Annotated in this window: 24 protein-coding genes, 3 tRNA genes, 1 other RNA gene and 1 riboswitch; of the genes, 1 reads left to right on the top strand and 27 read right to left on the bottom strand. The window is 34.4% G+C overall.

Annotation, left to right across the window (positions count from 1 at the left end; translation table 11 throughout):
- Positions 1–9: 9 nt before the first annotated feature.
- From HALSAC_RS0107450 to guaB, 5 genes are all read right to left on the bottom strand, one after another.
- Entirely contained in the window at positions 10–810 is an 801-nt protein-coding gene (locus HALSAC_RS0107450) for a PSP1 domain-containing protein (protein WP_027339743.1), read from the bottom strand.
- Positions 782–1,801: a DNA polymerase III subunit delta' gene (gene holB, locus HALSAC_RS0107445; protein WP_027339742.1), complete on the bottom strand. Its 1,020-nt coding sequence runs from the start codon at positions 1,799–1,801 to the stop codon at positions 782–784. Before holB ends, HALSAC_RS0107450 begins: the two co-directional genes overlap by 29 nt.
- A gap of 12 nt (positions 1,802–1,813) precedes the next feature.
- On the bottom strand, positions 1,814–2,251 hold the full coding sequence (locus tag HALSAC_RS0107440) for a YaaR family protein (RefSeq protein ID WP_027339741.1): 438 nt from the start codon (positions 2,249–2,251) through the stop codon (positions 1,814–1,816).
- On the bottom strand, positions 2,248–2,883 hold the full coding sequence (gene tmk, locus HALSAC_RS0107435) for a dTMP kinase (protein WP_035571508.1): 636 nt from the start codon (positions 2,881–2,883) through the stop codon (positions 2,248–2,250). Before tmk ends, HALSAC_RS0107440 begins: the two co-directional genes overlap by 4 nt.
- Before the next feature lie 322 nt (positions 2,884–3,205).
- The gene (gene guaB, locus HALSAC_RS0107430) at positions 3,206–4,663 is read right to left on the bottom strand and encodes an IMP dehydrogenase (RefSeq protein ID WP_027339739.1); all 1,458 of its coding nucleotides are present in this window, start codon (positions 4,661–4,663) and stop codon (positions 3,206–3,208) included.
- Positions 4,664–4,764: 101 nt separating this feature from the next.
- Positions 4,765–4,866: riboswitch (purine riboswitch) on the bottom strand.
- A 139-nt stretch (positions 4,867–5,005) separates the two neighbouring features.
- On the opposite strand from guaB, the gene HALSAC_RS16430 reads away from it, so the two are divergent.
- Positions 5,006–5,545, top strand: coding sequence for a phosphatase PAP2 family protein (locus HALSAC_RS16430; RefSeq protein WP_051412129.1), 540 nt, complete (start codon positions 5,006–5,008; stop codon positions 5,543–5,545).
- A 5-nt stretch (positions 5,546–5,550) separates the two neighbouring features.
- On the opposite strand, the gene HALSAC_RS0107420 is transcribed toward HALSAC_RS16430, so the two are convergent.
- The 22 genes from HALSAC_RS0107420 to HALSAC_RS0107315 all read right to left on the bottom strand — a co-directional run bounded on the left by HALSAC_RS0107420 (position 5,551) and on the right by HALSAC_RS0107315 (position 25,376).
- Positions 5,551–6,471 carry a thiamine pyrophosphate-dependent enzyme gene (locus tag HALSAC_RS0107420; RefSeq protein WP_027339738.1) on the bottom strand — a complete coding sequence of 307 codons (921 nt, stop codon included), beginning with the start codon at positions 6,469–6,471 and terminating at the stop codon, positions 5,551–5,553.
- A gap of 12 nt (positions 6,472–6,483) precedes the next feature.
- Positions 6,484–7,665 (bottom strand): pyruvate ferredoxin oxidoreductase, encoded by a 1,182-nt coding sequence (gene porA, locus HALSAC_RS0107415; RefSeq protein ID WP_027339737.1) that lies wholly within the window; start codon positions 7,663–7,665, stop codon positions 6,484–6,486.
- 125 nt (positions 7,666–7,790) lie between these two features.
- Positions 7,791–8,075: a 4Fe-4S binding protein gene (locus HALSAC_RS0107410; RefSeq protein WP_027339736.1), complete on the bottom strand. Its 285-nt coding sequence runs from the start codon at positions 8,073–8,075 to the stop codon at positions 7,791–7,793.
- A complete protein-coding gene (locus HALSAC_RS0107405) occupies positions 8,075–8,647 on the bottom strand; it encodes a 2-oxoacid:acceptor oxidoreductase family protein (protein WP_027339735.1) in 573 nt (190 codons plus the stop codon). Before HALSAC_RS0107405 ends, HALSAC_RS0107410 begins: the two co-directional genes overlap by 1 nt.
- Before the next feature lie 104 nt (positions 8,648–8,751).
- Positions 8,752–9,006 (bottom strand): DUF2508 family protein, encoded by a 255-nt coding sequence (locus HALSAC_RS0107400; protein ID WP_027339734.1) that lies wholly within the window; start codon positions 9,004–9,006, stop codon positions 8,752–8,754.
- Positions 9,007–9,202: 196 nt separating this feature from the next.
- On the bottom strand, positions 9,203–9,784 hold the full coding sequence (locus HALSAC_RS16425; protein ID WP_051412128.1) for a hypothetical protein: 582 nt from the start codon (positions 9,782–9,784) through the stop codon (positions 9,203–9,205).
- A gap of 331 nt (positions 9,785–10,115) precedes the next feature.
- The gene (locus tag HALSAC_RS0107385) at positions 10,116–10,655 is read right to left on the bottom strand and encodes a CPBP family intramembrane glutamic endopeptidase (RefSeq protein WP_156924157.1); all 540 of its coding nucleotides are present in this window, start codon (positions 10,653–10,655) and stop codon (positions 10,116–10,118) included.
- Between the two features lie 129 nt (positions 10,656–10,784).
- On the bottom strand, positions 10,785–12,101 hold the full coding sequence (locus HALSAC_RS0107380; protein WP_027339732.1) for an ABC transporter permease subunit/CPBP intramembrane protease: 1,317 nt from the start codon (positions 12,099–12,101) through the stop codon (positions 10,785–10,787).
- Positions 12,091–12,846, bottom strand: coding sequence for an ABC transporter ATP-binding protein (locus HALSAC_RS15290; protein ID WP_035571506.1), 756 nt, complete (start codon positions 12,844–12,846; stop codon positions 12,091–12,093). Before HALSAC_RS15290 ends, HALSAC_RS0107380 begins: the two co-directional genes overlap by 11 nt.
- A 122-nt stretch (positions 12,847–12,968) precedes the next feature.
- On the bottom strand, positions 12,969–13,688 hold the full coding sequence (locus HALSAC_RS0107370; protein WP_169730089.1) for a DUF3169 family protein: 720 nt from the start codon (positions 13,686–13,688) through the stop codon (positions 12,969–12,971).
- A complete protein-coding gene (locus HALSAC_RS0107365) occupies positions 13,681–13,899 on the bottom strand; it encodes a helix-turn-helix transcriptional regulator (RefSeq protein WP_027339730.1) in 219 nt (72 codons plus the stop codon). The genes HALSAC_RS0107370 and HALSAC_RS0107365 overlap by 8 nt, the downstream gene beginning before the upstream one ends.
- Before the next feature lie 142 nt (positions 13,900–14,041).
- Positions 14,042–15,136 (bottom strand): hypothetical protein, encoded by a 1,095-nt coding sequence (locus tag HALSAC_RS0107360; RefSeq protein ID WP_027339729.1) that lies wholly within the window; start codon positions 15,134–15,136, stop codon positions 14,042–14,044.
- Between the two features lie 71 nt (positions 15,137–15,207).
- Positions 15,208–17,256, bottom strand: coding sequence for a carboxypeptidase-like regulatory domain-containing protein (locus HALSAC_RS0107355; protein WP_027339728.1), 2,049 nt, complete (start codon positions 17,254–17,256; stop codon positions 15,208–15,210).
- Positions 17,257–17,445: 189 nt separating this feature from the next.
- On the bottom strand, positions 17,446–21,033 hold the full coding sequence (gene nifJ, locus HALSAC_RS0107350; RefSeq protein WP_027339727.1) for a pyruvate:ferredoxin (flavodoxin) oxidoreductase: 3,588 nt from the start codon (positions 21,031–21,033) through the stop codon (positions 17,446–17,448).
- A gap of 407 nt (positions 21,034–21,440) precedes the next feature.
- Positions 21,441–22,037 (bottom strand): recombination mediator RecR, encoded by a 597-nt coding sequence (gene recR, locus HALSAC_RS0107345; RefSeq protein ID WP_027339726.1) that lies wholly within the window; start codon positions 22,035–22,037, stop codon positions 21,441–21,443.
- Between the two features lie 11 nt (positions 22,038–22,048).
- Positions 22,049–22,357 carry a YbaB/EbfC family nucleoid-associated protein gene (locus HALSAC_RS0107340; RefSeq protein ID WP_027339725.1) on the bottom strand — a complete coding sequence of 103 codons (309 nt, stop codon included), beginning with the start codon at positions 22,355–22,357 and terminating at the stop codon, positions 22,049–22,051.
- A 32-nt stretch (positions 22,358–22,389) separates the two neighbouring features.
- On the bottom strand, positions 22,390–24,024 hold the full coding sequence (gene dnaX, locus HALSAC_RS0107335) for a DNA polymerase III subunit gamma/tau (protein WP_027339724.1): 1,635 nt from the start codon (positions 24,022–24,024) through the stop codon (positions 22,390–22,392).
- A 45-nt stretch (positions 24,025–24,069) separates the two neighbouring features.
- An RNA gene (ffs, locus tag HALSAC_RS16850) (signal recognition particle sRNA large type) lies at positions 24,070–24,334 on the bottom strand.
- A gap of 138 nt (positions 24,335–24,472) precedes the next feature.
- A tRNA-Ser gene (locus HALSAC_RS0107330) sits at positions 24,473–24,564 on the bottom strand.
- 46 nt (positions 24,565–24,610) lie between these two features.
- The gene (gene tadA / locus HALSAC_RS0107325) at positions 24,611–25,063 is read right to left on the bottom strand and encodes a tRNA adenosine(34) deaminase TadA (RefSeq protein WP_027339723.1); all 453 of its coding nucleotides are present in this window, start codon (positions 25,061–25,063) and stop codon (positions 24,611–24,613) included.
- A 28-nt stretch (positions 25,064–25,091) separates the two neighbouring features.
- A tRNA-Arg gene (locus HALSAC_RS0107320) sits at positions 25,092–25,168 on the bottom strand.
- Positions 25,169–25,283: 115 nt separating this feature from the next.
- Positions 25,284–25,376 (bottom strand) — tRNA-Ser (locus tag HALSAC_RS0107315).
- Positions 25,377–25,484: the final 108 nt, after the last annotated feature.

The following is a 25,484-nucleotide window of genomic DNA, read 5'->3' as shown; positions in this document are numbered from 1 at the left end:
TCTTTAATATTAATCTTTTTCCTCTATGTCATCTGCTAAAACTTCAACTCTTTCCTTGTTACCCAAATTAACAGTAACAGTCTCTTTAACTACATTTAATTTTGTTACCCTCCCAACACCTTCATCAACCTCAACCTTATCACCTATATTGGGGAGATTTTTCTTTGTTCTTTTATAACTCTTACACTCATATTTCAAACAACACATTAAGCGTCCACAAAGACCTGAAATCTTCTCTGGGTTTAAAGAGAGGTCTTGATCTTTTGCCATCTTAATAGAGATAGGTTCAAATTTTCTTAAAAAGGTCTTACAACATAACTCCCTACCACATTTTCCAATTCCACCTAACATCTTTGTCTCATCTCTAACTCCTATCTGTCTTAGTTCAATCCTAGTTCTAAAAACAGAAGCTAAATCTTTAACCAACTCTCTAAAATCTATTCTACCATCAGCTGTGAAATAAAATAGTAATTTCTTTTTATCTAAAGTATACTCTGAATCTATCAATTTCATTGGTAATCCATGATTTTTAATCTTCTCTAGGCATATATCAAAAGCTTCTTCTGCTTCATTCTTATTTTTTTCATACTTTTCTAAATCCTTTGAATTAGCCTTCCTTTCTATATACTTTAATTCTATATTCTTCTTTATCTGATCAGTATCTTTTGGCTCTGTAATAACTTGTCCTAATTCCAATCCTCTTTCACTCTGTGCAACTATCTTGTCTCCAACTTTAACATCTATATTCTTAGGGTCAAAGTAATGAATCTTATCTGCATCTTTAAAAGTAACCCCGATTACCTTGGTCATAATTTTTCCCCCTTAGCCTAATCAATTTCAACATCATAACCTCTAAACTCAACTGTAAATTAACATTTATACCTCTAATCACATTATTTGTTTCTTCTATCAACTTTATTATATCTTCTAAACCTTTTATATTCCAACCATTACTCTCTTTTTCTAACTGGTCTAAATAATCTATATTAACTAGATTAACCTCTTTATTTAATTTAAGTACTAGTAAATCTCTATACCAAACTAATATCTGATCTAATATCTGACTGATTCTCTCTCTATCATCCAATAAATCTTGTACAACACTAAAGGCTTCAACCTTATCTATACCTTTAAAAGAGATAATCAAATCTAATACTCGATCCCTTTCTTGCAATAGTTCTTGATCCTCAATTAAATTTAATGCAACCTTATACCTACCTCCTGATAAAGCAGTTATAAGATCAGCTTTTTTCTCATCTAACCCATAATTACTTATTATATTATCCTTAATTAAAAGTTCTGACACCCTTTTAAATCTAATTAACTGACACCTAGAGATAATTGTAGGTAAAATCTTATTTACGTTATCTGCTAACAATATTATTATAGCATGACTTGGAGGCTCCTCTAAGGTCTTTAATAGAGAATTAGCTGCTTGGATATTCATTTTATCTCCACTATAAATAATATATACTTTTTTCTTACTTTCATAGGGCTTATAAATAATCTCCTGCTGTAATTCCCTTATTTGGTCAATCTTAATTGAAGCCCCTTCAGGTCTTATCTCTTTAATATCAGGATGATTATTATTAACAGCCTTTCTACAAGAAATACACTCTCCACATGAATCATCTTCACTTTCATGACAGTTAATTGCTTTACTAAATTCAAAAGCTGCTATATCCTTACCCAAACCACTCTCACCTATAAATAAATACGCATGGCTTAATCTATCTGCTTTTAAACTACGCTTTAATATTGTCTTTGCTAAATCTTGTCCTACTAAATCATTAAAAGACATCCTAACGCTCCTTTATCTATATAAATCAACTAATAAACCTCTTATTTCATCTAATTCCTCTAAAATTTCTAATCTATCTACCTCTTTATCCATTACCACTTCTGTTAATTCCTCTAAAGATGAGTCTACTGATTTAACAACTGTATGTATCTTACCTTGCATAGGACTATAGTCTTCTTTTAGGTTATACATCTTATCAATAGCTTCTTCCATAAAACTTTGAATCAACTTTTTATACCTAATCAATTCTTTAAATGTACGATTATTACTTAATCTCTCTCCTTGCTGATCTATCTGATCTAATAAATCATCTAATCTTCCTATTATTCTATTTTTGTTGGCCCCTTTTAGCTCCTCTAAAAAAGCCTTCTTCTTTTTCTCCACACTATTAATTTGATTACTACCAAAGACATTATTTATATTTCCCTTTAATTTATTATTTATTTTCATATAATCAACCTTTCCTTAAGGATTGACTTTATATCTTTAAATATACCTTCAATAGTGCCTTTAGCTTCAATTAACTCTATATGGTCTTCTTTTCTATATATATCAAGATAACCTTCTCTTACTCTATTATGAAAGGATAACTTCTCTTCCTCAATTCTATCTCCCTTATTACTAAATTGTGCCGTTACAGCCTTGGCCCTGCTTAAAGATAAAGTTGGATCAACATCTAAAAGAAGGGTTAAATCAGGCTTTAATCCTCCTGTAGCTATCTGATTTAAATTACCTATTAAATCTAAATTAAGACCCCTACCATAACCTTGATAAGCTAAAGTAGCATCTGTATAGCGGTCACTAATAACTACCCTGCCTTTTTCCAATGCAGGTTCAATTACTTCCTTTACATGTTGAGCTCTATCAGCTGCATATAATAGGAGCTCAGTCTTAGGTACCATAGTTTTATACTCTCGATTTAATAAAATCCTTCTGATCTGACTACCTATTTTTGTATCACCAGGTTCATAAGTCAATAAAACATCATAACCTAACTCCACTAAATAATCCTTGATTAACTTTACCTGAGTACTCTTTCCTGATCCTTCAACGCCCTCTATGCTTATAAAATAACCATTCATTATAATTTCCTCCAATAATTAAATTAGACCTTGTTTTTATTATTCTTGATTGAGGGTTAAAGTCCTTTATAATTATTATATAGTAATAAAGCGGAGCTTTATTACTGGTGATGAGTAATCAGTAATGAGTAATGGGTAAAACCTTAAAAAAACAGAAACCCCTTTGTTACCTAAGACTTATAAGAGGTTTTGAGATTTTGACTTTACTCATTACTCTTCACTCATTACCCATTACTAGTGGCACGAAAGTGACACTTTATTACTATAATACCCCAACGAAAAGATAAATATAAAAAGGCCCTCAAAATGAGGGCCAACAACCTTAATCTATACTATAGTTAGGTGCTTCTTTAGTAATAGTTACATCATGGGGGTGGCTCTCTCTTAGTCCAGCAGCTGTAATCTTAACAAATTTACCTTTAGTGTTAAGCTCTTCTACTTTACCAGCACCACAATACCCCATACCTGCTCTTAGTCCACCTACCATTTGATAGATAGTATCTGCTAAATCTCCTTTGTAAGGTATTCTTCCTTCAATACCTTCAGGAACTAACTTTTTATCGTCCTCTTGGAAGTAACGATCCTTACTTCCTTCCTTCATTGCTCCAATTGATCCCATACCACGATAGACTTTATAACTTCTTCCTTTATAGATTACTCTCTCACCTGGAGACTCTTCAGTACCAGCTAAAACACTACCTAACATAACAGTACTTGCACCAGCAACTAAAGCTTTAACGATATCACCAGAATATTTAATACCACCATCAGCAATTACTGGAACACCATATTCAGCAGCAGCCTTAGCACAATCATAAATAGCTGTAACCTGTGGAACACCAACACCTGCCACTACCCTTGTAGTACAGATAGAACCTGGGCCAACACCTACCTTTACTGCATCTGCTCCAGCCTCAATTAAAGCCCTGGCTGCTTCTGCTGTAGCTATATTCCCACCAATAACATCAATATCAGAATATTTATCCTTAACCTCTTTAACCATATCGATTACCTTTTGAGAATGTCCATGAGCAGTATCTACTATAATAACATCAACCTCAGCTTCAACTAAAGCCGCTATTCTATCTTTAGTTCCTGGACCAATACCTACAGCTGCACCAACAAGCAACCTACCTTGCTTGTCCTTAGCTGCATTCGGGTACTCTTCAGCTTTCTCTATATCTTTTATTGTAATTAATCCTTTTAGAATATTATTATCATCAACTAAAGGTAACTTCTCTATCTTATTCTTCTGTAATATCTCCTTGGCCCCTTCTAAATCCGTTCCTACAGGAGCAGTCACTAGATTTTCACTAGTCATAATGTTTTTAATCTCTTGATCGAAGTTCTTTTCAAAGACTAAATCTCTATTAGTCAAGATACCTACTAAGTTCTTATTATCATCAACAATTGGTACACCAGAAATATGATATTTAGCCATCAATTCCTCTGCCTCATAAACCATATTATCAGGCTTTAAGTAAAATGGATTTACAATAACACCATTTTCAGATCTTTTAACTTTATCAACTTCTTCTGCTTGAGATTTAGCAGGCATATTCTTATGAATTATACCAAGTCCACCTTGTCTAGCCATAGAAATGGCCATATCTGCCTCAGTAACTGTATCCATAGCTGCACTCAAAACTGGAATATTAAGCTTAATATTCTTAGTTAGTCTAGTACCTGTGTCAACCTCCTTAGGTAAAACTTTTGAATGTCCCGGTATCAATAATACATCATCAAAGGTCAAGCCTTCTTTTACAAACTTATCTTCCATATCTATCTCCCCCTTATTTTTAGTTTTCTCTTTATAATAAATATTTATCAAAAAAGACCTAAGCATAGTTAAGAAACCATACTTAGGCCCATTAATACAGAAAAAGTATTAAAAAGATCCGTAGTCAGACAGTTTATGGCCATCTGGTAGAAACTTTCGAGCCTTATTCTCGAATATATACGAAAAAAATTACTTTGTTATATTTTTAGTTTTTATAAGTTTATCAGACTTATATAGTAGTGTCAAGGGAAAGATTAACTACAAGGAATTAACTCTTGTTAATCCCTTATTATATATGATAAAATTAAATCGCCTATATAATAATAGAAGAGGATGATTGTTATGATTATTGATGATATTTTATTTAACTTTATCTATGGATTTCAAGGCAGAAGTGATCTTTTGGATAGTATTATGAGAATAATTGCTCTATATTATCCACATTTGCTTTTTGTACTAGGTATTTCTTTAGTGGCATTTAGAAAAAATAGAGTGAGATTAATTAAATGGTTTTCCTTTATAACTTTCTCAACAGGAGGAGCCATAGTTATTAATCGAATAATTCGAACTTTGTACTATCGAGAAAGACCTTTTTTGATAGAGGGAGTAGAGAAACTATTCTACCATGCGCCTACTGCATCATTTCCTAGTAACCATGCTGCTGGTAGTTTTGCGGTAGCCACAGGGGTTTATCTCTTCAACAAAAAAATGGGATATCTCTTTTATGGATTTGCTGTTGTTGTCTCCCTTTCAAGGATATATAGTGGATTTCATTTTCCTACAGATATTCTAGGAGGAGCTTTAATGGGAATCTTAATCCCAGTTGTTACAAAAAAGATCTTAAATTCATTTCTAGAGAAAAAAGGATTGAATTGGCTATAGCCAATTCAATCCTTTTCACACATCTCTAAAAGGTACTCCCACCGCTGATCTGTATGCTCTTGTATCTCTTCAATTAAATGTTCATTTCCTTTCTTAAATAGATGCTTAAATCGCCCTTGCTGTCTTAACCACTCTTCAATTGGTTTTTTCTTCTTAGGTTTATAGTTTAACTTCCACTTACCTTCTTCTACTTCAAATAAGGGCCAAGCACAAGTATCCGCAGCAACCTTAGTCAACTCTATACCCTTTTCAGCCCTACTTCTCCAACCTCTTGGACAGGTGGCAATAACATTAATAAAGGCTGGCCCTTTAGTTTCGAAGGCCTTTTGTGCCTTTCGTAAAAGGTCCTGTGGTTTAAATAAAGAAGCTTGAGCAACATAAGGAATATTATGAGCTACCATAATATCTGTTAACTCCTTCTTATACTGCTGTTTACCTGGTATTACCTTTCCTGCCGGTGAAGTTGTGGTGTTGGCCCCTTTTGGTGTTGCACTAGAACGCTGAATACCTGTATTCATATAAGCTCCATTATCATAACAGATATAGACCATATTATGCCCACGCTCCATAGCACCTGATAGTGATTGAAATCCTATATCATAAGTTCCACCATCTCCACCAAAAGCTATAAAATCAAACTCTTCATCCATCTTCCCTTGCTTTACTAAAGAACGATAAGCAGCCTCAACACCACTTATTGTCGCTGCAACATTTTCAAATGCATTATGAATAAAAGAGTCCTCCCAAGCAGTAAAGGGATAGATTGTAGTAGAAACCTCTAAACATCCTGTAGCACACCCTACAACTGCTGGGTTCTTACTTGCTCTCATAATAAGATTAGTAGCAGTCCCAGCACCACACCCTGAACATAATCGGTGTCCACCAGTTAGCCTTTCTTTGGTCTTAGCAGCTTCTTTTAACTTCAATTAATCCACCTCCTATTCTCTTACCCCAAGATGACTTACCCTATTTTTCACATTTCCACTATCAATAATCTCTTCTAGATCCCTATAAACCGATTCAATTTCTCCTACCTTAATATCTCTACCACCTAAACCGTAGATATAATTCACAACTTCTACATCAGCTTTTATATTATATAGAATACTTCTTATATCACCAAAGACCGGTCCTCCATTAGTAGAGAAACTTTCAGCCCTATCTAATACAGCTACTGCTTTAAGACTTTTTAAGACCTCTGCTATCTCCTCACCTGGAAATGGTCTATAAACCCTAATCTTCAATAAACCTGCCTTTACCCCCTGCTCTCTTAAATTATCTACAGCACCTTTAGCAGTTCCAGCAGTAGAATTTAAGGCTACAATACCAATCTCTGCATCATCTAACTTATACTCTTCAAAGAATTCATACTCTCTTCCAGATAACTCCTTGTACTCTTTTGCTACTTCTAAGATAACTTCCTTAGAGTTTTCCATAGCTATAGATTGTTGCATCTTATGCTCAAAATAGAAATCTTGTAAATCTAATGGGCCAACGGCAATAGGGTTCTTCGAATCCAACAGATGATGTTCGGCCTTATACTCACCAATAAACTCCTTTACATCACTATCGGCTAAGATCTCTAAACTCTCTACTGCATGACTAGTAATAAATCCATCTAAATTGACCATTGTCGGTAACATAACATCCTTATGCTCAGAGATACGCAAAGCTTGAATTGCATTATCATAGGCCTCTTGGGCATTTTCAGCATATAGTTGAATCCACCCTGAATCCCTAGCTCCCATCGCATCACTATGATCACAGTGTATATTTATTGGCCCGCTTAAGGCCCTGTTTACTACCGGCATTACGATTGGCAACCTTGTACCAGAGGCTATATATAGAACTTCCCACATCAAAGCTAACCCATTAGCAGCAGTTGCTGTCATCGCCCTAGCTCCAGCTGCAGAAGCTCCAACAGTTGCACTCATAGCGCTATGCTCACTCTCTACAGTCACGTATTCCGTATCAACCTCTCCATCAGCAACAAACTGTGAGAAGGTCTGCACCATTGCAGTCTGTGGCGTAATCGGATATGCTGCAACAACATCTGGATTTATCTGCCTCATCGCCTGGGCCAACGCCTCATTTCCAGTTAAAGCAACCTTACTAGACATCTAAATACCTCCTTTTTAGCTATCAGCTGTCAGCTCTCAGCCGTCAGCCTAACTTAGTTGATGAATAATAATCTATAATATAATACATTATTATATTAATATCAGCTCTATCCCTTATCCCTTAGTTATTCCTTCACCATCTCAATAGCATTTACCGGACATTCGTTGGCACAGATGCCACAACCCTTGCAGTGATCATAATCTATCTGATCTGATACTACACCATCCTTAGAAAGAATAGAAACATCAGGACAAAAGGCCCAACAGAGATGGCAGTTAATACACCTGTCCTTATCTAATACAGGCTTTTTTGTCCTCCAACCTCCAGTATTATACCTTTTGGCATTTCCTCCCTCGAGGATTAAACCACCTTTAGGAATACTTTTATATCCATCACCAGGTTTAATCATCAACTTCTCACCTCCTCATAAGCCCTTTTAATAGAATTCATATTACCATCTACCACTTCAGGCTTATGAGCAAATTTCTTCTTAAACTCCTTTTTAACTTCTTCTAGGAACTTATCAAAATCTAATAGATCTGCCGCCTTGATTAATGCCCCCAACATTGGTGTATTTGGAAAAGGAGCACCTATCTCTTCAGTAGAAATACCATAAGCATCTACCGTATATACCTCTCCTTTAAATTCTAATTTTTCCTTCAACTCCTTGGGCTCCATACCAACATTGACAATAATTATCCCGTCATCTGGTACACCCTCAGTAACATCAACAACCTCTAGAAGGGTAGGATCTAGCACAGCTACAATGCTTGGCTCTGTTACTTGGCAATGGAGGGTGATTAGATCATCACTTATCCTATTATAAGCTAAGACAGGAGCCCCCATTCTCTCTGGCCCATACTCAGGAAAGGCCTGAATATTCTTGCCCGTCTTTGCTGCAACTTTGCCCAGTAGTATAGAAGCGGTTTTAGATCCTTGGCCCCCCCTCCCGTGCCAACGAATCTCTAATATTTTTCTCATCGACAATCCCCTTTCATATTTATGTTATCAGGAACCTGGAATCAAAATTAGTATATAATAACATTAATTACATTTCTAAAATGATTCATAATTAATAACTATACCTAATTCTCCTTCTCCTTCTTTTTTTGAAGAAGATATTGGTATTTACTCTCAGCAGCCTCAATTAGATAAATAGCATGATCAAGTAAACCGGGATCTTCAATAGAGTTAAAATACTTTCTTGCATCCTCCCACTCTTCTCTTGCTTCTTCTAACTGATCTTCTAAGCTATAATTTGCTCCCTCTTGATCAACCTTCTTATCTTCTTTAATTAAAGGGCCAAAATTGAACCATCTGGATATTAATTGAAAAGACATGGTTTTGCTCGTCCCCCTTTATAGAAATTCTTCATTTATTAAAATACCCAGACTTAGAGTAAAATATTAGGAGTTGGGGAGTTATTTTTATTTTATCTTTCAATTATCAGCTATAATAGTATGACTTATACAACAAAGAAGGGTTCACTATTATGCATAATAGCAACCCCTTCTTTGTTAACATCAAAAATATCATCTAATCATTTATTTTCTCCATCATAAACCACATTATCAAGCCAAAGATTGCTCCTCCTACAGAAAATATAGCCAGGTTTATAATTAGGTTGCGAAAGATATCAACGATAGATAAATGACGATATGTTATAATTATATTTACCAAAAACACAAAAAAACCTACAAAAAATCCCCAGCCAATTATTCCTTCTTTTACTACATAATAAAACATACCTTTCTCCACAATTTCCTCCCAAGTCTCTTCTGGGTAATGTATTATCTTCTCTGAAGAATACTCCTTTAAGTATAAATCACTTAGAAGGGGTAGAATATAGTATAAAGCTAACCACTGTCTCCAACCGACTAACTTACTCCCACAGATTAATTTCTTCTCCTCTCCTACTTCTAGATCAACCTTCATTTCATTACTTTTATTCCAATCCAACTTGACTATAATTTGATGTTCTCCGCTTTCTAATTCTATCGTTTCTCTTTCTCCATTAGCAATTTTTCCTTCTAACTTACCATCTACATAGATTTCATACTCCCGTCCACTATTAGCTGCTTGTGAAGTACGAATAAATTCAATCTTAGCTTTACCCATCTTTAACACTCCTCATATAATATAATTAAGAAATATTCTTCAATCTTTAAACTTACTTATATTATTAATTCAATTATTCAAAAGTAAATCATAATTAATAGAAACCACCTTCTTAAGGGCAAACGAATAATCCATCTCATCCCTTCTCTTCTCCTCCATTTAAAAATCTACTATGTAATCCGATTTGAGAAACTTAAAATCTGGAATCTGGAATCGAAAGTCAGCTTGCTGACTTTCGATTCCTCTATCCACCACTCGCTGGCATATATAAGGGCAGGCACGGGGACCTGCCCCTACTAATCTCCGTGCAATCCCAATTTCAAAGGTCCTCTCAAGATTTAAAGGAGCCTCTTTCCCTTATCCCTTGCCTCAACAGATAAGCTCCTACAACAAAGCTAACAACCAACCCTAAAACCAGCACAACACTATCTACTCCAACTACCTCCTGATAAATCCCCTCAAACCACTCTTCATAAAATAAAGAGAGTACTGCAACAAAGTTATTAATAAAGTGAATTATCATCGCCAGGAATATCGAACCACTCTTATAAACTATATAAGCCAATAAAACTCCCAAGATAAAGGTAGGCAAAAGTCGGAAGATACTCAAATGAAAAATTGCAAAGATTAAAGATGATACCAGAATAGTTACTACCTTATTACTCCTCTCCTTCAATGAAGAGAATAGAGCACCTCTAAAGAGAACCTCTTCACAGATAGCAGGAGTTAGAGCTACAAAAATAATACTAAACCACAAACTTCCCCCACCCATTAACTCTGCCATTGCTTCTGATAACTCTTCCATCTGAGGGAAGAACTCCATCTGCAACTCTGATATATAAAAAACCAAAGCAAAGGTTGAAATCCACATCAAAATACTTCCTAATAGAGAAGATAAATTAAAAGCTCTTAAATTTAAACTTTCCCTTAAATCAACCTTAAAATACCAAAGTATAAATAAGACTGAGCCAAATATTATCAACCACTGACTCAAAAATACTCAAAACAACTCATACCTTAATTGCAATAAGGTTCCTAAATAAATGAAAAGAAATAATATCCCAGAAGTCAAAAGTAATGACTCACCAATATCTAAAAACTTCCTCCCCTTTAAATCCTTACGATTCATACTAAACTTATAACCTTTTCCCTCTGCAAATAAAATGCTTTCTGTCTTAAATAATCTAGCAAATAGATATATCCCCAAAAAGGAATAGAGAGTATTAGAAACAAAAACCAAGAATATATACTCTATATTAAAGTTTTGGATAAATATCTCTTTAAAAAGAAGACTAATATTCACAATTGGAATCACCGATAGAATAAAATTCATCTCTACCCCTGGCATCATTGCTATATATGCTGGAGCCATTAATAATATCAGTACTGGACTTAAAAAGTTCTGTGCATCTTTAAAATTTTTAGCAAATAAGGAGACCGACATAATAATAGCACTGACAAATAATACTAATGGGATCAATAAAAGAAATAAAAGAATACCTACTCCCGGGGATAAGACTAAATCAACTCCTCCCATCACCTCCTTAAGCTGAAAGCTAGCAAGAGAATATACTAAAAGCATCGATAGTAAGTTCAAAGCGCCTACCAAAATAGCTACAGTAGTTACTGTCAGATACTTACCAAAGATTAACTCACTTCTCTTGATTGGTACTGTCAATATTGTCTCTAGTGTTCCTCTCTCTTTCTCCCCAGCAATTAAATCAATAGCTGGGTATATTGCTCCCATAGCTATCATTACAATCAAAAGCAAAGGGATAATTCCACCTAAAAATACCCCACCCATCCTCTCTGAAGAAGCTATATTCTCACCTTTAACCTCTACAATATCTAAAACTTTAGTATCTAAGCCACGCTGGGTCAACTCATCTTCTTGACGAAGACGCTTGTAATCATTTAACAACAACCACAGCCTACTACATGCTGAATTTGACCTCTCTATAGCACCATCATAATATATATTAACCTCTTCTGTACCTTCTTCAAGGGATGATTCTAGATACGCATCTATACCCCCCTCCTCTAACTTTCTAAACAGATTATCAGCTTCTATGAATTCTAACCTCTCATCCTCTTTAATCAAATCTAAAAGCTCATCACTTAATAGAGTCTTACTACCAACCCTACTAACCTGACTCTCTACCCTAGCTATCCCTATAGATATCAACTCAGATGCTCCAAATCCTAATAAAGGATAGATTAATAAAGGCACAAGTATCGCTAAGATTAAAGTCTTCTTATCCCGGAAAGTCTCTATTAATTCCTTCTTATAAACTGTAAGAACCTTCTTAAGATTCATTTATATCACCCTCTGACTTATTTACATATTCAAAGAATATATCTCTTAGATTATTACCCTGGCACTTATTATAATAGCCTTCTGTTGTATCAATATCTAATATTCTACCCTTATGTAAGAGAGCTACCCTATCACATAGAACCTCTGCTTCTTCCATATAGTGAGTAGAGAAGATAATCGTCTTTCCACGCCCTGCTTCACCTCGGATAAATTCTATAATAGACTTACTAGTTAATATATCTAAACCTAAAGTAGGTTCATCTAACATATAGATATCAGGATCATGTAATAAAGCACGAGCAATGGAGACCTTCTGAGTTTGACCAGTAGATAATTTCTCTACCTTCTTATCGATAAATTCCTCCATATTAAGCAAAGTAATCAACTCTTCCTTTCTTACCCTAATCTCCTCTTTACCTAAACCATATAACTCACCAAAGTAATTTAATATCTCTGTAGGTGTCAGGCGACCGTATAGCTTTGTATTACCTGATAAGAAGCCGATAGATGACTTCACTTCCTCCTTTTGACTCAATATATCGTAACCATTAACCTCTCCACTCCCATCAGTTGGTGTCAAAATAGTAGCCAGCATCCTTAAAAGTGTAGTCTTGCCCGCACCATTTGGCCCTAAGACACCAAAGACTTCTCCCTCATTTACTGAAAGCGAGGTGGGGTGAAGAGCTACCACCTCTCCCTCCTTCTTATCCCAAAAAACCTTCTTTATTCCCTCTGTTCTAATCATATCTTCCTCCAGTGATATTTTATTTGAAATTAAATAGTAATAAAGCTTCACTTTCGTGCCACTAGTAATAAAGCTACCTTTCCTACTAATAAGATACTAATCTCCATTCTCACGTGTTATATTCAACTCTCCAACTCAATGGAATTCTCTTTCTTATAAACTTGATAAACATAGATAAACTTTTGAATTCCCCACAATAAAACTATTATCATTGTAGATAGCCTAGGCAAAGAAAATAAATCTGTTAAACCTAATGATAGGATCCAAACAACACCAAAAATAATATCCATAATCCCCAAAGTCTTATAAGCAGAATTAGCTGCTATCCACTTTTCCCCTTCATCAAAATTTTTAAATTTATCATTTTCAGTATCAAAATAAGATAATTTTCTGTGATGAGTAATTTTATTTGAACAGTTAATCAACTTCTTTTCTATTATTATAACAAAGGGTAGAAAAATCAAAAGAATAATGGCCCCATCTAAAGAATAAGAAAATACTTTACTCCTATCTTTTAATGATAATACAACAAGAAAACTTACTGTAACAATTAAAAACAAAATAGATATTATATCTATTTTGTTTTTGATAATATCCTTTTCTCCTTCACTACTTATATTTTTTAACTGCTTATTTACTCCAAAGAACAAATAAAAAATAATAGATATTAACAGAAGTCCTCCAAAAACACCAATCCTCATAGTCAAATCACCTAAAAAAGATAAAATTTCTAAACCTTCTCCAGAAATATTATCCTCAAAATAACCAACCAAAAAACCAAAAATTCCACTCCCAAGTATGATAGATATTAAAAATAAAAAATATTTCTTCTTACTACTCATCATCTCTCTCCTCCTCAACTAATTCAAATATATCTTCAACCTTAACCTCAAAGACCAAGGCCAACTTCAATGCAATTACAATCGATGGAGAATAACCTCCGCCCTCAATTAAAGATATTGTCTGCCTTGAAACACCAACTTCCTTAGCCAGTTGTGATTGATTCAAGTTATCTCTTGCCCTCAACTCCCTAACTCTATTTTTAAGTTCCAATTTTAATCCTCCTATTGTAAATATTTACTTTAATAATATTGTAAAATATAATTGTCAATTTGTCAATTATATTTTACAAATTGACAATTATTATTTGACTATATATAAATAAAGCAACTTAAAAGATATCTTTTAAGTTGCTTTATTTAGTAAATTTAAGACCAATATTGACCATAACCCCTTCAGTAGATGATACATTAAGAGACTTACTTTTTACATCTAAATTAAGCCATCTATAATCAATTCCCAAAGTATAAAAATCCTTATATATCCCCACTTCTATAGCCCCTATTTTATCTGTAATAAGATAATGAAAGTAAGGATAGAATTCATGACCATATATATAATCATCATAAATATGATAACGATAAAAAATCCCTAAACTAATTCTATCAGACTCAAAGTATAAATCATAACTAGGATTTAAACGAGTTATATAGTCATTATACCCATCGTGTCCATAACTAGAAGAACCAAAGATATAATTAGAGTAGATACCCAGACTCGTATTCTCATAATTCATAATAGAAGTATAGGCATCCTCCCAATTAATTCTACTCAATATATTCTCCCCATCCAACACAATCCTTCTTTGCTTATCTAAATTCCATATAAATTTATAGCCTAAGCTATATCCTCTACTACTATAATCTATATCTTGAAGAGTTGTCTTCTCATTAAACCCTGTATCTATTCCATCACTATAGCCCGAAAAATAATGCTTACCATTCTTCTCTTTCACAATTCCCTGATAATTACTTTGAACTAACTCCAAACCCTTTAGTAACTTACCCTTTAATACTAATGAAATCCCTCTATCTTCATTAGAATAGACTTCTCCTCCAAACTCTAAACCTTCTACAACCTGCTTCCACCTTTCTAGACCAATATCATAACTCTCCCTACTATATGAATCACCCTTTCTTAACCTCTCAATCACGAATATACCAGTCTCTTTATCAGCCTCTCCCCATTCTTCCTCCACTGATATATATCCTATGAAGAATCTCTTATCTCCAAAATAAAGAGAGTACCTCTCTTTATCACTATTAATAAAGTATATATCCTCTTCTAAATGGATAGGTAATTCAGAGTATCTCTTATCAAGTACATCTTTTAAAGAAAAACTATTGTTATTTACAAAGATATCTCTCTCATAAATAAGAGATACCTCCTCAGCTTTAGCTTCATATCCTATAGCAATAATTATTATAAGTAAAAAGATTATCTTCTTCATTTAACCACCCTCTACCTTAATAAAAGAGGTAGCCAATTTAATTGACTACCTCTTTTAAATTCAACATTAAACTAAGGGAGTAATGACTCTCTTGTCATATCATCATAATGGATATTTGGGATACCATTACTATCAATTATAATCTCTGCATATAATTCATCACCATAATAATCGGTTATTTCACCAATCTTTCCATCTTCACCATCAACGAAGAGAGTAATCTTTAGATCCTTCTCATTGTAAGCAACTAATTCTTCACCATCTATATCAACTGTTCCTCTAATAAACTTACCTCCATCAAATTCATATCTAAAGCTTAAGTTAACATCCTCATCTCCATTATAAGCAAAGTTGATATTGGCATAGGTCCTATCAAAGTTTGCTCTCTCTAAATCCCCTTCTAAGCTTATATTTCCACCTATTATTAAACCATCTAAATCTATATAATCAGGCTCTATTACTAAAGATCCGTCTAAAGTAAAACCATCCTCTACAGATATATCCTGATATAAACCGCTATAAGTCACCTTAGAAGGTAATAGTACAGTAACACCATCAATCTCTTTACTAATAAAATCAGCCTCTGTTGAACCCGAAATCTTAAATACATTGGTACTAAACTCTCCCAAGAAGTAAAGCGATTCTAACAAAGGATAAGCTTCTCCATCAATAATATTCTGGTAGGAAGGCATCTCTGTGAAACTTATTCTTGTCTTTCCTTTATAATTAATCTCCTCAGAGTTAAAAGAACCATCATAATTAAATTCCTTACTACCATCTAAGTCCAAGGTAACCTCACCATTAACAGTTATCTCTCCAATTGTTGGGATATCGCCTTCCTCTTCAAGCCATCCATACTCATCGACAAAGGTTAAGCTATCCTTCATAGTACCCCTTAACTTAGCAGTTGCCTTTCTTGGTATAGTAAAAACAAAATCATCTCTATATTTTCTTATATCAATAACCTCTTTATATACTCCACCTTCATAGACATAATCATAATGTATTCTTTCATAAGTATCTGTCCACTCGACAATCTCAGACTCTTCTGTATCCAAAGTAAAGCTTAAAGACCAATCTAAGCTATCGTCATTATCGAAAGTATGATTATAACTAAATTCTGCCTTTGTAAAATCAATTTTTTCTTTTCTGTACCAATCGTACTCTTCACTCTCTATTCTCTCATAAGTTGAAATCTCATCTGGATTTGTCACCTTAAGGGAGACCGTTTCACCTAAATCAGCAAAGTTTATATTCCACTCCCAGACACCTAAACTATGGTAGTCTTCCACTATATCTTTTGCTATTATAAACTCAGTATGCTCTTCCAGAAACTCTTCATAACTAATATAATCATCATTAACTACTGCAAAATAATAATCTCTATATCTATCGTATTGGTCATAATAATTTTCATCATAATCATCCCGAGTCTCCCAATTACCATAATCATCAAAGCAATCTCCTAAATATTTTCTTCTCATCTCTCTATAGTTATCAAATTCATTCCAATTAACCGTATACTCTCCTGGTCCATATCCATTCCACTCACCTAATGTTTCCCACACCCTTAATACTTCAGATATCTTATCAAAACGATAACCCATTGCTACTAGATAAGGAATTACATCCTCATTTATATTTTCTTTTATTTTTGTTGCTTGTTCTTCACCACTTTCCATCAAATTTACACCATGACCTTTCAAATCACTAACAAATAATTTTACATCTTCTATCGATGTACCATTATTATTATTATCATCATTATCATCATTATTTGAAGTTAAATTTAAATTTCGAGTAGTCTCTTTACCACCTGAAATAACAACATCTACGTTCCTATCGATACTAACCTCTGACTTCTCAAAATACAAGGTATAACTTCCTGTACTTAAGTCAGTTATTTTATAAACCCCTTTAGAATCTGTTACTGTAGCCTTATTAGTATCTGAGACACTAACACTAACCCCACCTACAGGGTCTTCATCTAAAGTAACTACTCCTGCTACACTTCCTACCTTATCATTATCACTTGATCTAAACGGGCCAAAACATCCAGTCATAGATATAATAAAAACAAATACCAACATTAATACACCAATCTTCCTAAATTTAAACATTACTTCCCCCCCACCCACATATGTTATATTTATAATTACAACTTAATTAAGTCGCAATTATTATAATTTCTACCATTATTATACCACAGGAAATTAATAAGTAAATAGTTAAAATAAACAAAATGTTTATATAATTAAATATAAAAAAGCAGCGGGTTTCTAACCCACTGCTTTTAGATATCTATTATATTACTCTTTTGTTGCTGCTGCTTCTTCTTTAGCCTTTTCTATATCAGAGTCTAAAGAATAATCCATTGCAGCATAACGTTGATACATCTTCCAACGCCTTTTAGCTGCCTTTTTATTAGCTTCTAATAAACCTTCTGCCTCATCAGGGTTGATCTTATATAACTGAGAATAACGCTTCTCACTCATTAAGAAGTCATGATATTTATCCCAATTTGGCTCTTTAGAATCGATTTGGAATGGATTCTTCCCTTCTGCTTCTAAAGTAGGATCAAATCTATATGTCGGCCAATATCCACACTCAGTAGCTAATTTAGCTTGAGCTTGAGATTGAGTTAATCCACCCTTCACACCATGGCTTATACAAGGAGAGTACGCAATTACAATTGATGGCCCCTCATGAGCTTCAGCTTCAATCATAGCTTTTAGTACTTGAGCTTGACTTGCACCATGAGACACTTGAGCTACATAAACATGACCATAAGTCATTGCTATTGCACCTAAATCCTTCTTAGTACCGTTCTTACCACCAGCAGTAAACTTAGCGATAGAACCAGTTGGAGATGCCTTAGATGATTGACCACCAGTATTAGAATAAACTTCTGTATCTACAACTAGGATATTAATATCCTCATTACTTGCAATTACATGGTCTAATCCGCCATAACCGATATCATAAGCCCATCCGTCTCCACCAATCATCCAGTTAGACTGCTTAACAATATAATCTTTAACGCCTAAGATTTCCTTAGCTTCTTCACAAGAAGTCTCTTCTAGTGCAGCTACTAGCTTGCTCTTTAACTCTTTTGTCTTAGCTCCACTATTTCTATTCTCCATCCATTCTTGGAATAGAGCTTTTAGTTCTACTTCTACATCTGTCATAGTATCAATCATGATATTTTGAATTCTATCACGAATAGTCTCAGAAGCAACTCTCATACCGAAACCAAATTCAGCATTATCTTCAAATAAAGAGTTAGCCCAAGCTGGTCCTCTACCATCAGCATCCTTAGTAAATGGAGTAGCTGGGTAAGATCCACCATAGATTGAAGAACATCCAGTTGCATTGGCGATAGTCATTCTATCTCCAAATAATTGAGAAACTAACTTAACATATGGAGTCTCTCCACAACCAGCACAAGCTCCAGAGAACTCAAATAATGGCTTACAGAATTGAGACCCTTTAACATTTGTAGTCTTTAACTTATCATCTTTATAAGTTACTTCATTGAACATATATTCTGCCTTTTCTGGCTCACCAGCATCAATAGATTCTTGAATTGCTACCATTTCAAGTGCTTTGTTACCTCTCATACCTGGACATACTTGCTCACAAACTCCACATCCAGTACAGTCTAAAGTAGAGATTTGTAGACGATACTCTAATCCATCTAATCCTCTACCTAAAGGTTTCTTAGTTATCGTTCCTTCAGGAGCATTTGCAACCTCTTCTTCATCCATTAAGAATGGTCTAATTACTGCATGAGGACAAACGAAAGCACATTGGTTACACTGAATACAATTATCTTCAACCCACTTAGGAACGAAGTTAGCAATACCACGCTTTTCATAAGCTGAAGTACCATTTACCATAGTACCATCTTCATAACCTTCAAAGGCTGAAACAGGTAATTCATAACCTTCGATAGCGTTAATTGGATCAGCTATGTTTTTCACAAAGTCTGGTCTGCTCTGATCTACAGCATCAGTTTCTTCAGCCTCTAAGTTGGCCCAAGCTGAGTTAACATTTACTTCAACTAAACCTTCTGCTCCTTTATCAATAGCTTTCCAGTTCATTTCTACAATCTCTTTACCTTTACGGCTATATGCTTTTTGAGCATATTCTTTCATTAATTCTTGAGCTTTTTCATAAGGCATAATCTGCTCATTTAATTTAAAGAATGCAGATTGCATAATAGTATTAGTACGACGACCTAACCCTATCTCATTAGCTAAAGTAACAGCATCAATGATATAGAACTTAGCGTCTTTCTCAGCTAAAGTCTTCTTAACACTATTAGGCATCTTCTCTACAATCTCCTCAGCATCAGAGACAGTATTTAATAAGAAAGTACCACCTTGACGTAATCCACTTAACATATCATATTTATTTAAGTACGAATCTGTAGAACAAGATACAAAGTTTGGAGTAGATACTAAGTAAGTAGATCTAACTGGATCCTTACCAAAACGTAAGTTTGATCTTGTTACACCACCAGACTTCTTAGAATCATAAGCAAAGTACCCTTGTGCATATAAATCAGTATTATCACCGATAATCTTGATTGTATTCTTGTTAGCACCTACAGTACCATCAGAACCTAATCCGTAGAATAATGCTTCTGTAACATCATCAGATAAAACATTTACTTCTCCTTCTACAGGTAGAGATAAATTAGTCACATCATCTACGATACCAATAGTAAAGCTATCCTTTGCTTCTCCAGCCAAGTTATCATATACAGCTATGATTTGAGCAGGAGTAGTATCCTTAGAAGAAAGACCATAACGTCCACCTACTATTTCTGGAGCATCCTCCTTAGCATAGAAGATTGATTTTACATCTAAGTATAATGGTTCTCCAACAGAACCTTGCTCTTTAGTTCTATCTAAAACTGCAATTCTTTCTACGCTCTCTGGCAATACATCAAAGAAATATTTAGCGCTAAATGGACGATATAAGTGAACAGTAATTAAACCAACTTTACGCCCTTGAGCATTTAAGTAATCTACAGTCTCTTCAATAGTCTCAGTAACTGATCCCATAGCAACTATAATATCTGTAGCATCTTTAGCTCCATAATACACGAAAGGAGCATAATTACGTCCAGTTACCTTAGATATCTCTTTCATATATTTAGCAGCGATATCTGGAACTTGATCATAATATTTATTTTGAACCTCTCTAGTTTGGAAATAAACGTCATCATTTTGTGCAGAACCACGAGTTACTGGCTTTTCCGGATTTAAAGCATTATCACGGAATTTCTGTACAGCTTCTTTATCTAATAGATTATCATAAACACCATAATCCATAACTTCTACTTTTTGAATTTCATGAGAAGTACGGAATCCATCAAAGAAGTGTAAGAATGGAATTCTACTTTCAATAGCAGCTAAGTGAGCAACCCCACCTAAGTCCATAACCTCTTGAACTGAACCAGTTGCCATCATAGCAAAACCAGTTTGACGTGCTGCCATAACATCTTGGTGATCACCAAAGATTGATAAAGCTTGAGCAGCAATCGATCTTGCAGATACATGAATAACACCTGGTAAAAGTTCCCCTGCTATCTTATACATATTAGGGACCTTTAATAACAAACCTTGAGATGCAGTATAAGTAGTAGTTAAAGCACCAGCTTGTAAAGAACCATGCACTGTAGCAGCAGCTCCTCCTTCTGATTGCATCTCTACAACATTTACAGGCATTCCAAATAAGTTCTTCTTACCTTGAGAAGCCCATAAATCCACATACTCTGCCATCGGAGATGATGGTGTGATAGGATAAATACCAGCTACTTCAGTAAATGCATAGGATGTATATGCAGCAGCTTGATTTCCATCCATTGTTTTCATTTTTTTAGACATTTCTTCTACCCCCTATTTTAAATGAATTTACACTTTACACCTTATAAACTTATATAAGTTCAGTATACTATAACAACTACACCTAGTCAAATATCGCAATTTTCAGACAATTTGATCTTAGCTATCAGCTTTCAGTCGTCAGCTAAGATCAAGAATTTAGAAAAATCTTAATTTTTTTGTTAATGCTTAATAGTAATATAGTTGCACTTTCGTGCAACTAGTAATGGGTAATGAGTGATGAGTAAGATTAAAATTTCAAGAACTCTTATAAACCCTAGGAACAAAGTGATTTCTGCTTTTTAAGGTTTTACCCATTACCTATTACTGATTACTCATCACTAGTAATAAAGCGTAGCTTTATTACTATAAAACCTCCAAAAAATAAGATCTAGCCACAATTATTGTGGCTAGATCTCTCTTCTTCCTTCTAATGCTTTTGACAAAGTTACTTCATCGGCATATTCTAAATCTCCACCTACTGGAAGCCCATGAGCAATCCTAGTCACCTTAACCCCTAGAGGCTTTAATAACTTTGATATGTACATTGCCGTAGCTTCTCCTTCAACATTTGGGTCAGTAGCCAAAATAACTTCCTTAACACCATCAGATATCCTAGGTAATATCCCTTTAATGTTAATATCATCCGGGCCAACGCCATCAATTGGAGAAATAGCACCATGCAAAACATGATATAACCCTTTATACTCTCCTGTTCTTTCCATAGCAATTATATCTCTAACTTCTTCTACTACACAAAGAATATCCTTAGTTCTTTTTGGATTATTACATATATGACAGGGATCTTGTTGGGTCAAATTACTACATACAGAGCAATAAGTTAACTTATCCTTTACTTCTGAAATTGATTTAGCTAACCCTTTAACCTCTCCCTTATCCATCTCTAAAATATGAAAGGCTAATCTTTGTGCTGTTTTAGGGCCAACACCTGGTAACTTAGATAAATGGCCAATTAATTCAGATAAGGGTTGAGCATAATATCTCATCTAACTATCCCCTAAAATAAACCTGGAATATTCATTCCACCAGTTAATTTACCCATCTCTTTATTAGTCATCTCTTGCATCTTTCTTAAAGCTTCATTAGTAGCAGCTAGAATTAAATCTTCTAACATCTCTACATCATCAGGATCAATAGCATCTGGATCGATCTTAATATCAACAATCTCTTGTTTACCATTTGCTGTAACTGTTACTACTCCACCACCAACAGTAGCATCTACAGTCTTATCAGCTAACTCCTCTTGCATCTTTGCCATTTGCCCTTGCATCTTTTGAACTTGCTTCATCATCTTATTCATATTCATAATTATCATCCTCCTAAATTAATATTATCTTACTAATCTAAAGAAGAAACCTTTACTACCTCACCATTAAAGACTCTTACAACCTCTTGAACCAAAGGATGATCTAAAATATCATCCTCACTTCCTACATCTTCATTATTTCCAGAAAAGATGCAATTCACCTTCAAACTAACCCCCAAAAACTTTTTTAATACTGAAGCGACGCTATCCTTCTCCCTTTGGACAGAATCTTTATGAAATTCATGCTCAAAAGCTATAATCAATTTATTTCCATCTATACTTATAGGTTCAGCATCCCTCAATAGAGCTTGTAACCTCATCTTCTTTTGCTGTCTAAAGTAGTCCAATATATCTTCCCATCTCTCTTTTACATCCTCAAGCTTTAAATCAGCAGGACTCTTAATACGAACAACTTTATTTTCTTCTAATTGGGTTTTGGGATTAGCTTGATCATTTTCTGGTTTTTGACTTTCTTCTACTTTTTTATTATTGTTACTATCACTAACTTGTATCTTACCTTCTTTAATTTTATCTTCTAATTGAGTTAAACGATCTAAGAAAGAATCCATAGATCTATCTTTATCAATATTTATTAATTTAATTATACCCATCTCTAAAATTACCCTAGGTTGACTTGTTCTCTTTAGATCATATCCTACCTTCTTTAATATATCAACCCAATTTAATAGTCTTTGAGAAGTTACTTCATCAACCTGTTTATCTAATCTAACTTTATCATCGTCTGTTAAATCAATTAATTTATCAACAGAACTACATTCTTTAATTAATAATAAATTCCTAAGATGATTTATTAGATCATTTATAAATTGAGTGGCATTCTTACCCTCTCTGACAATATTATTAATCAAAGCCAAGCCCTGATCAATATTTTTTTCAATTAATATATCAGTTAGATCAAATAGTAGTTCACGATCAACCAATCCTAATACTACACTTACATCCTTCTCTTCAATATTCTCTCCAGCAAATGATATTACCTGATCTAAAATACTAATAGCATCCCTCATACCACCATCAGCATTTCGAGCAATTACTTTTAGCCCTTCATTAGATATAGTAATACCCTCTTTTTTACAAATATAATCCAATCTTTGAATAATATCTTCGATAGTTAACTTACTGAAATCAAATCTTTGACACCTAGAAAGGATTGTAGGCAGTAATTTATGTGGTTCTGTCGTTGCTAAAACAAATATCACATAGCCTGGTGGCTCCTCTAAGGTCTTTAATAGAGCATTAAAGGCCTCAGTTGTTAACATATGTACCTCATCAATAATATATACCTTATAATTCCCCTCGGTTGGGGCAAACTTTACCTTGTCCCTAAGATCTCTAATTTCATCTATACCACGATTAGATGCAGCATCAATCTCTATAACATCAATCGAGTTGTTATTCTTGATCTTCTTACAAGGCTCACAATCACCACATGGAAGAGTTGTTGGCCCTTCTGTACAATTTAAAGCCTTTGCTAGTATTTTGGCAGTACTAGTTTTACCAGTACCTCTTGAACCACAAAAAAGATAGGCATGAGCTATCCTATCCATCCTAATGGCATTTTCTAAAGTCTTTATAATATTCTTTTGTCCAGCAATATCAGAAAAGTCCTGTGGACGCCACTTACGATAAAGTGAGACATAGGCCATTTTATAACCTCCAGTAGAAAATTATATCTTTATAATAATAAAGGACCGTGCATTCACTCTCACTTACCCCTCCCAAGCGTTACTTAAGCAGTTAGCTCGAATTAGGCACCCCCACGGCACACGGAAGACATTTATTTACCGCTGCTTCCTTCCGGACCTGACGGGATTCATAAAGCTCCGTTGCGTAGGACCCAATTGTCAACACCACTTACTTAAGCCAGACCTTAAAAAGAATAAGCTAAAGCAAACTTCAATCCCGCTATAGCGGATTGCGGGTTACAGGGCACCGCTACCACCCCATTTAGCACGGTCACAATCTATATAAAGGCCCTTGAGCCTTTATTACTATTTAACTAATTTAATTTTATCAAAATAAAATAGATAAGTCAAGAGAAACCATTATTTAGCATTTAATTCCAAATGTTAAATTAACTCCTCTTTAATATAATGGCGGAGAGGGAGGGATTTGAACCCTCGGTAGGCGTGAGCCTACACTCGCTTTCCAGGCGAGCCCCTTAAGCCAGACTCGGACACCTCTCCATAAATTTAAATTTTATCATCTATATTAAATTAGTTAGAAAACTAATTATTTTCTTAAGCTTTTAAAAAATTCTTTCATCATATGCTTACATTCCAACTCTAAAATACCAGATTTAACTTCTATTCTATGATTTAATCTATGGTCATCGACAATATTAAATAATGTCCCTGCTCCTCCACCTTTAGGGTCAGCAGCACCATAAATTAGTCTATCTACTCTTGATTGAACTAATGCTCCTGCACACATTGGACAAGGTTCAATACTAACATATAATTGGCAACCATTTAATCTCCAGCCACCTAACTTTTCAGTAGCTTTCCGAATTACTAATACCTCTGCGTGAGCAGTTGGGTCTTGTAACTCTTCTTTAAGATTATGGGCTCTTGCTATAATCTTATCATCCTTAACAACTATAGCACCAATTGGAACTTCTTCTTTGAGTAGCGCTTTCTTTGCTTCTTTTAAAGCTTCTTCCATATAATATTGATCATTATTCATAGAATAATATTCTCCTAAAAAATAAAAATGGCGCGCCCGGGAGGATTCGAACCTCCGACCTCCTGATTCGTAGTCAGTTACTCTATCCAGCTGAGCTACGGGCGCACGTTAATTAGTTGACAGTGTATAATTTATAGTTTACAGTTAAAAAGTTTTTGAAGATTTTAGTCTTTTGAACTTAACTACTAACTATCAATTATCAACTATCAATTGTATTTTATGGCGGAGAGAGAGGGATTCGAACCCTCGCTAGAGATAATTCCCTACTACAGGTTTAGCAAACCCGCCCCTTCAGCCACTTGGGTACCTCTCCACGTTAATTCAGTTGATAATTTGTGGTTTATAGTTAAAACCATAAATTAATAAAGAACTTGAATCTTTTGAAGTTAACTATTAACTATCAATTATCAACTATCAATCG

Source organism: Halonatronum saccharophilum DSM 13868 (genome assembly GCF_000517025.1).
Lineage (GTDB): Bacteria > Bacillota > Halanaerobiia > Halobacteroidales > Halobacteroidaceae > Halonatronum > Halonatronum saccharophilum.
This window is presented reverse-complemented; position numbering and strand designations above follow the sequence as displayed.

Coding starts and splice junctions, on each gene's coding strand:
- HALSAC_RS0107450 (WP_027339743.1), bottom strand. CDS start 810: ATGACCAAGGTAATCGGGGTTACTTTTAAAGATGCAGATAAGATTCAT.
- holB (WP_027339742.1), bottom strand. CDS start 1,801: ATGTCTTTTAATGATTTAGTAGGACAAGATTTAGCAAAGACAATATTA.
- HALSAC_RS0107440 (WP_027339741.1), bottom strand. CDS start 2,251: ATGAAAATAAATAATAAATTAAAGGGAAATATAAATAATGTCTTTGGT.
- tmk (WP_035571508.1), bottom strand. CDS start 2,883: ATGAATGGTTATTTTATAAGCATAGAGGGCGTTGAAGGATCAGGAAAG.
- guaB (WP_027339739.1), bottom strand. CDS start 4,663: ATGGAAGATAAGTTTGTAAAAGAAGGCTTGACCTTTGATGATGTATTA.
- HALSAC_RS16430 (WP_051412129.1), top strand. CDS start 5,006: ATGATTATTGATGATATTTTATTTAACTTTATCTATGGATTTCAAGGC.
- porA (WP_027339737.1), bottom strand. CDS start 7,665: ATGTCTAGTAAGGTTGCTTTAACTGGAAATGAGGCGTTGGCCCAGGCG.
- HALSAC_RS0107410 (WP_027339736.1), bottom strand. CDS start 8,075: ATGATTAAACCTGGTGATGGATATAAAAGTATTCCTAAAGGTGGTTTA.
- HALSAC_RS0107405 (WP_027339735.1), bottom strand. CDS start 8,647: ATGAGAAAAATATTAGAGATTCGTTGGCACGGGAGGGGGGGCCAAGGA.
- HALSAC_RS0107400 (WP_027339734.1), bottom strand. CDS start 9,006: ATGTCTTTTCAATTAATATCCAGATGGTTCAATTTTGGCCCTTTAATT.
- HALSAC_RS16425 (WP_051412128.1), bottom strand. CDS start 9,784: ATGGGTAAAGCTAAGATTGAATTTATTCGTACTTCACAAGCAGCTAAT.
- HALSAC_RS0107385 (WP_156924157.1), bottom strand. CDS start 10,655: ATGTGGATTTCAACCTTTGCTTTGGTTTTTTATATATCAGAGTTGCAG.
- HALSAC_RS0107380 (WP_027339732.1), bottom strand. CDS start 12,101: ATGAATCTTAAGAAGGTTCTTACAGTTTATAAGAAGGAATTAATAGAG.
- HALSAC_RS15290 (WP_035571506.1), bottom strand. CDS start 12,846: ATGATTAGAACAGAGGGAATAAAGAAGGTTTTTTGGGATAAGAAGGAG.
- HALSAC_RS0107370 (WP_169730089.1), bottom strand. CDS start 13,688: ATGAGTAGTAAGAAGAAATATTTTTTATTTTTAATATCTATCATACTT.
- HALSAC_RS0107360 (WP_027339729.1), bottom strand. CDS start 15,136: ATGAAGAAGATAATCTTTTTACTTATAATAATTATTGCTATAGGATAT.
- HALSAC_RS0107355 (WP_027339728.1), bottom strand. CDS start 17,256: ATGTTTAAATTTAGGAAGATTGGTGTATTAATGTTGGTATTTGTTTTT.
- nifJ (WP_027339727.1), bottom strand. CDS start 21,033: ATGTCTAAAAAAATGAAAACAATGGATGGAAATCAAGCTGCTGCATAT.
- recR (WP_027339726.1), bottom strand. CDS start 22,037: ATGAGATATTATGCTCAACCCTTATCTGAATTAATTGGCCATTTATCT.
- HALSAC_RS0107340 (WP_027339725.1), bottom strand. CDS start 22,357: ATGAATATGAATAAGATGATGAAGCAAGTTCAAAAGATGCAAGGGCAA.
- dnaX (WP_027339724.1), bottom strand. CDS start 24,024: ATGGCCTATGTCTCACTTTATCGTAAGTGGCGTCCACAGGACTTTTCT.
- tadA (WP_027339723.1), bottom strand. CDS start 25,063: ATGAATAATGATCAATATTATATGGAAGAAGCTTTAAAAGAAGCAAAG.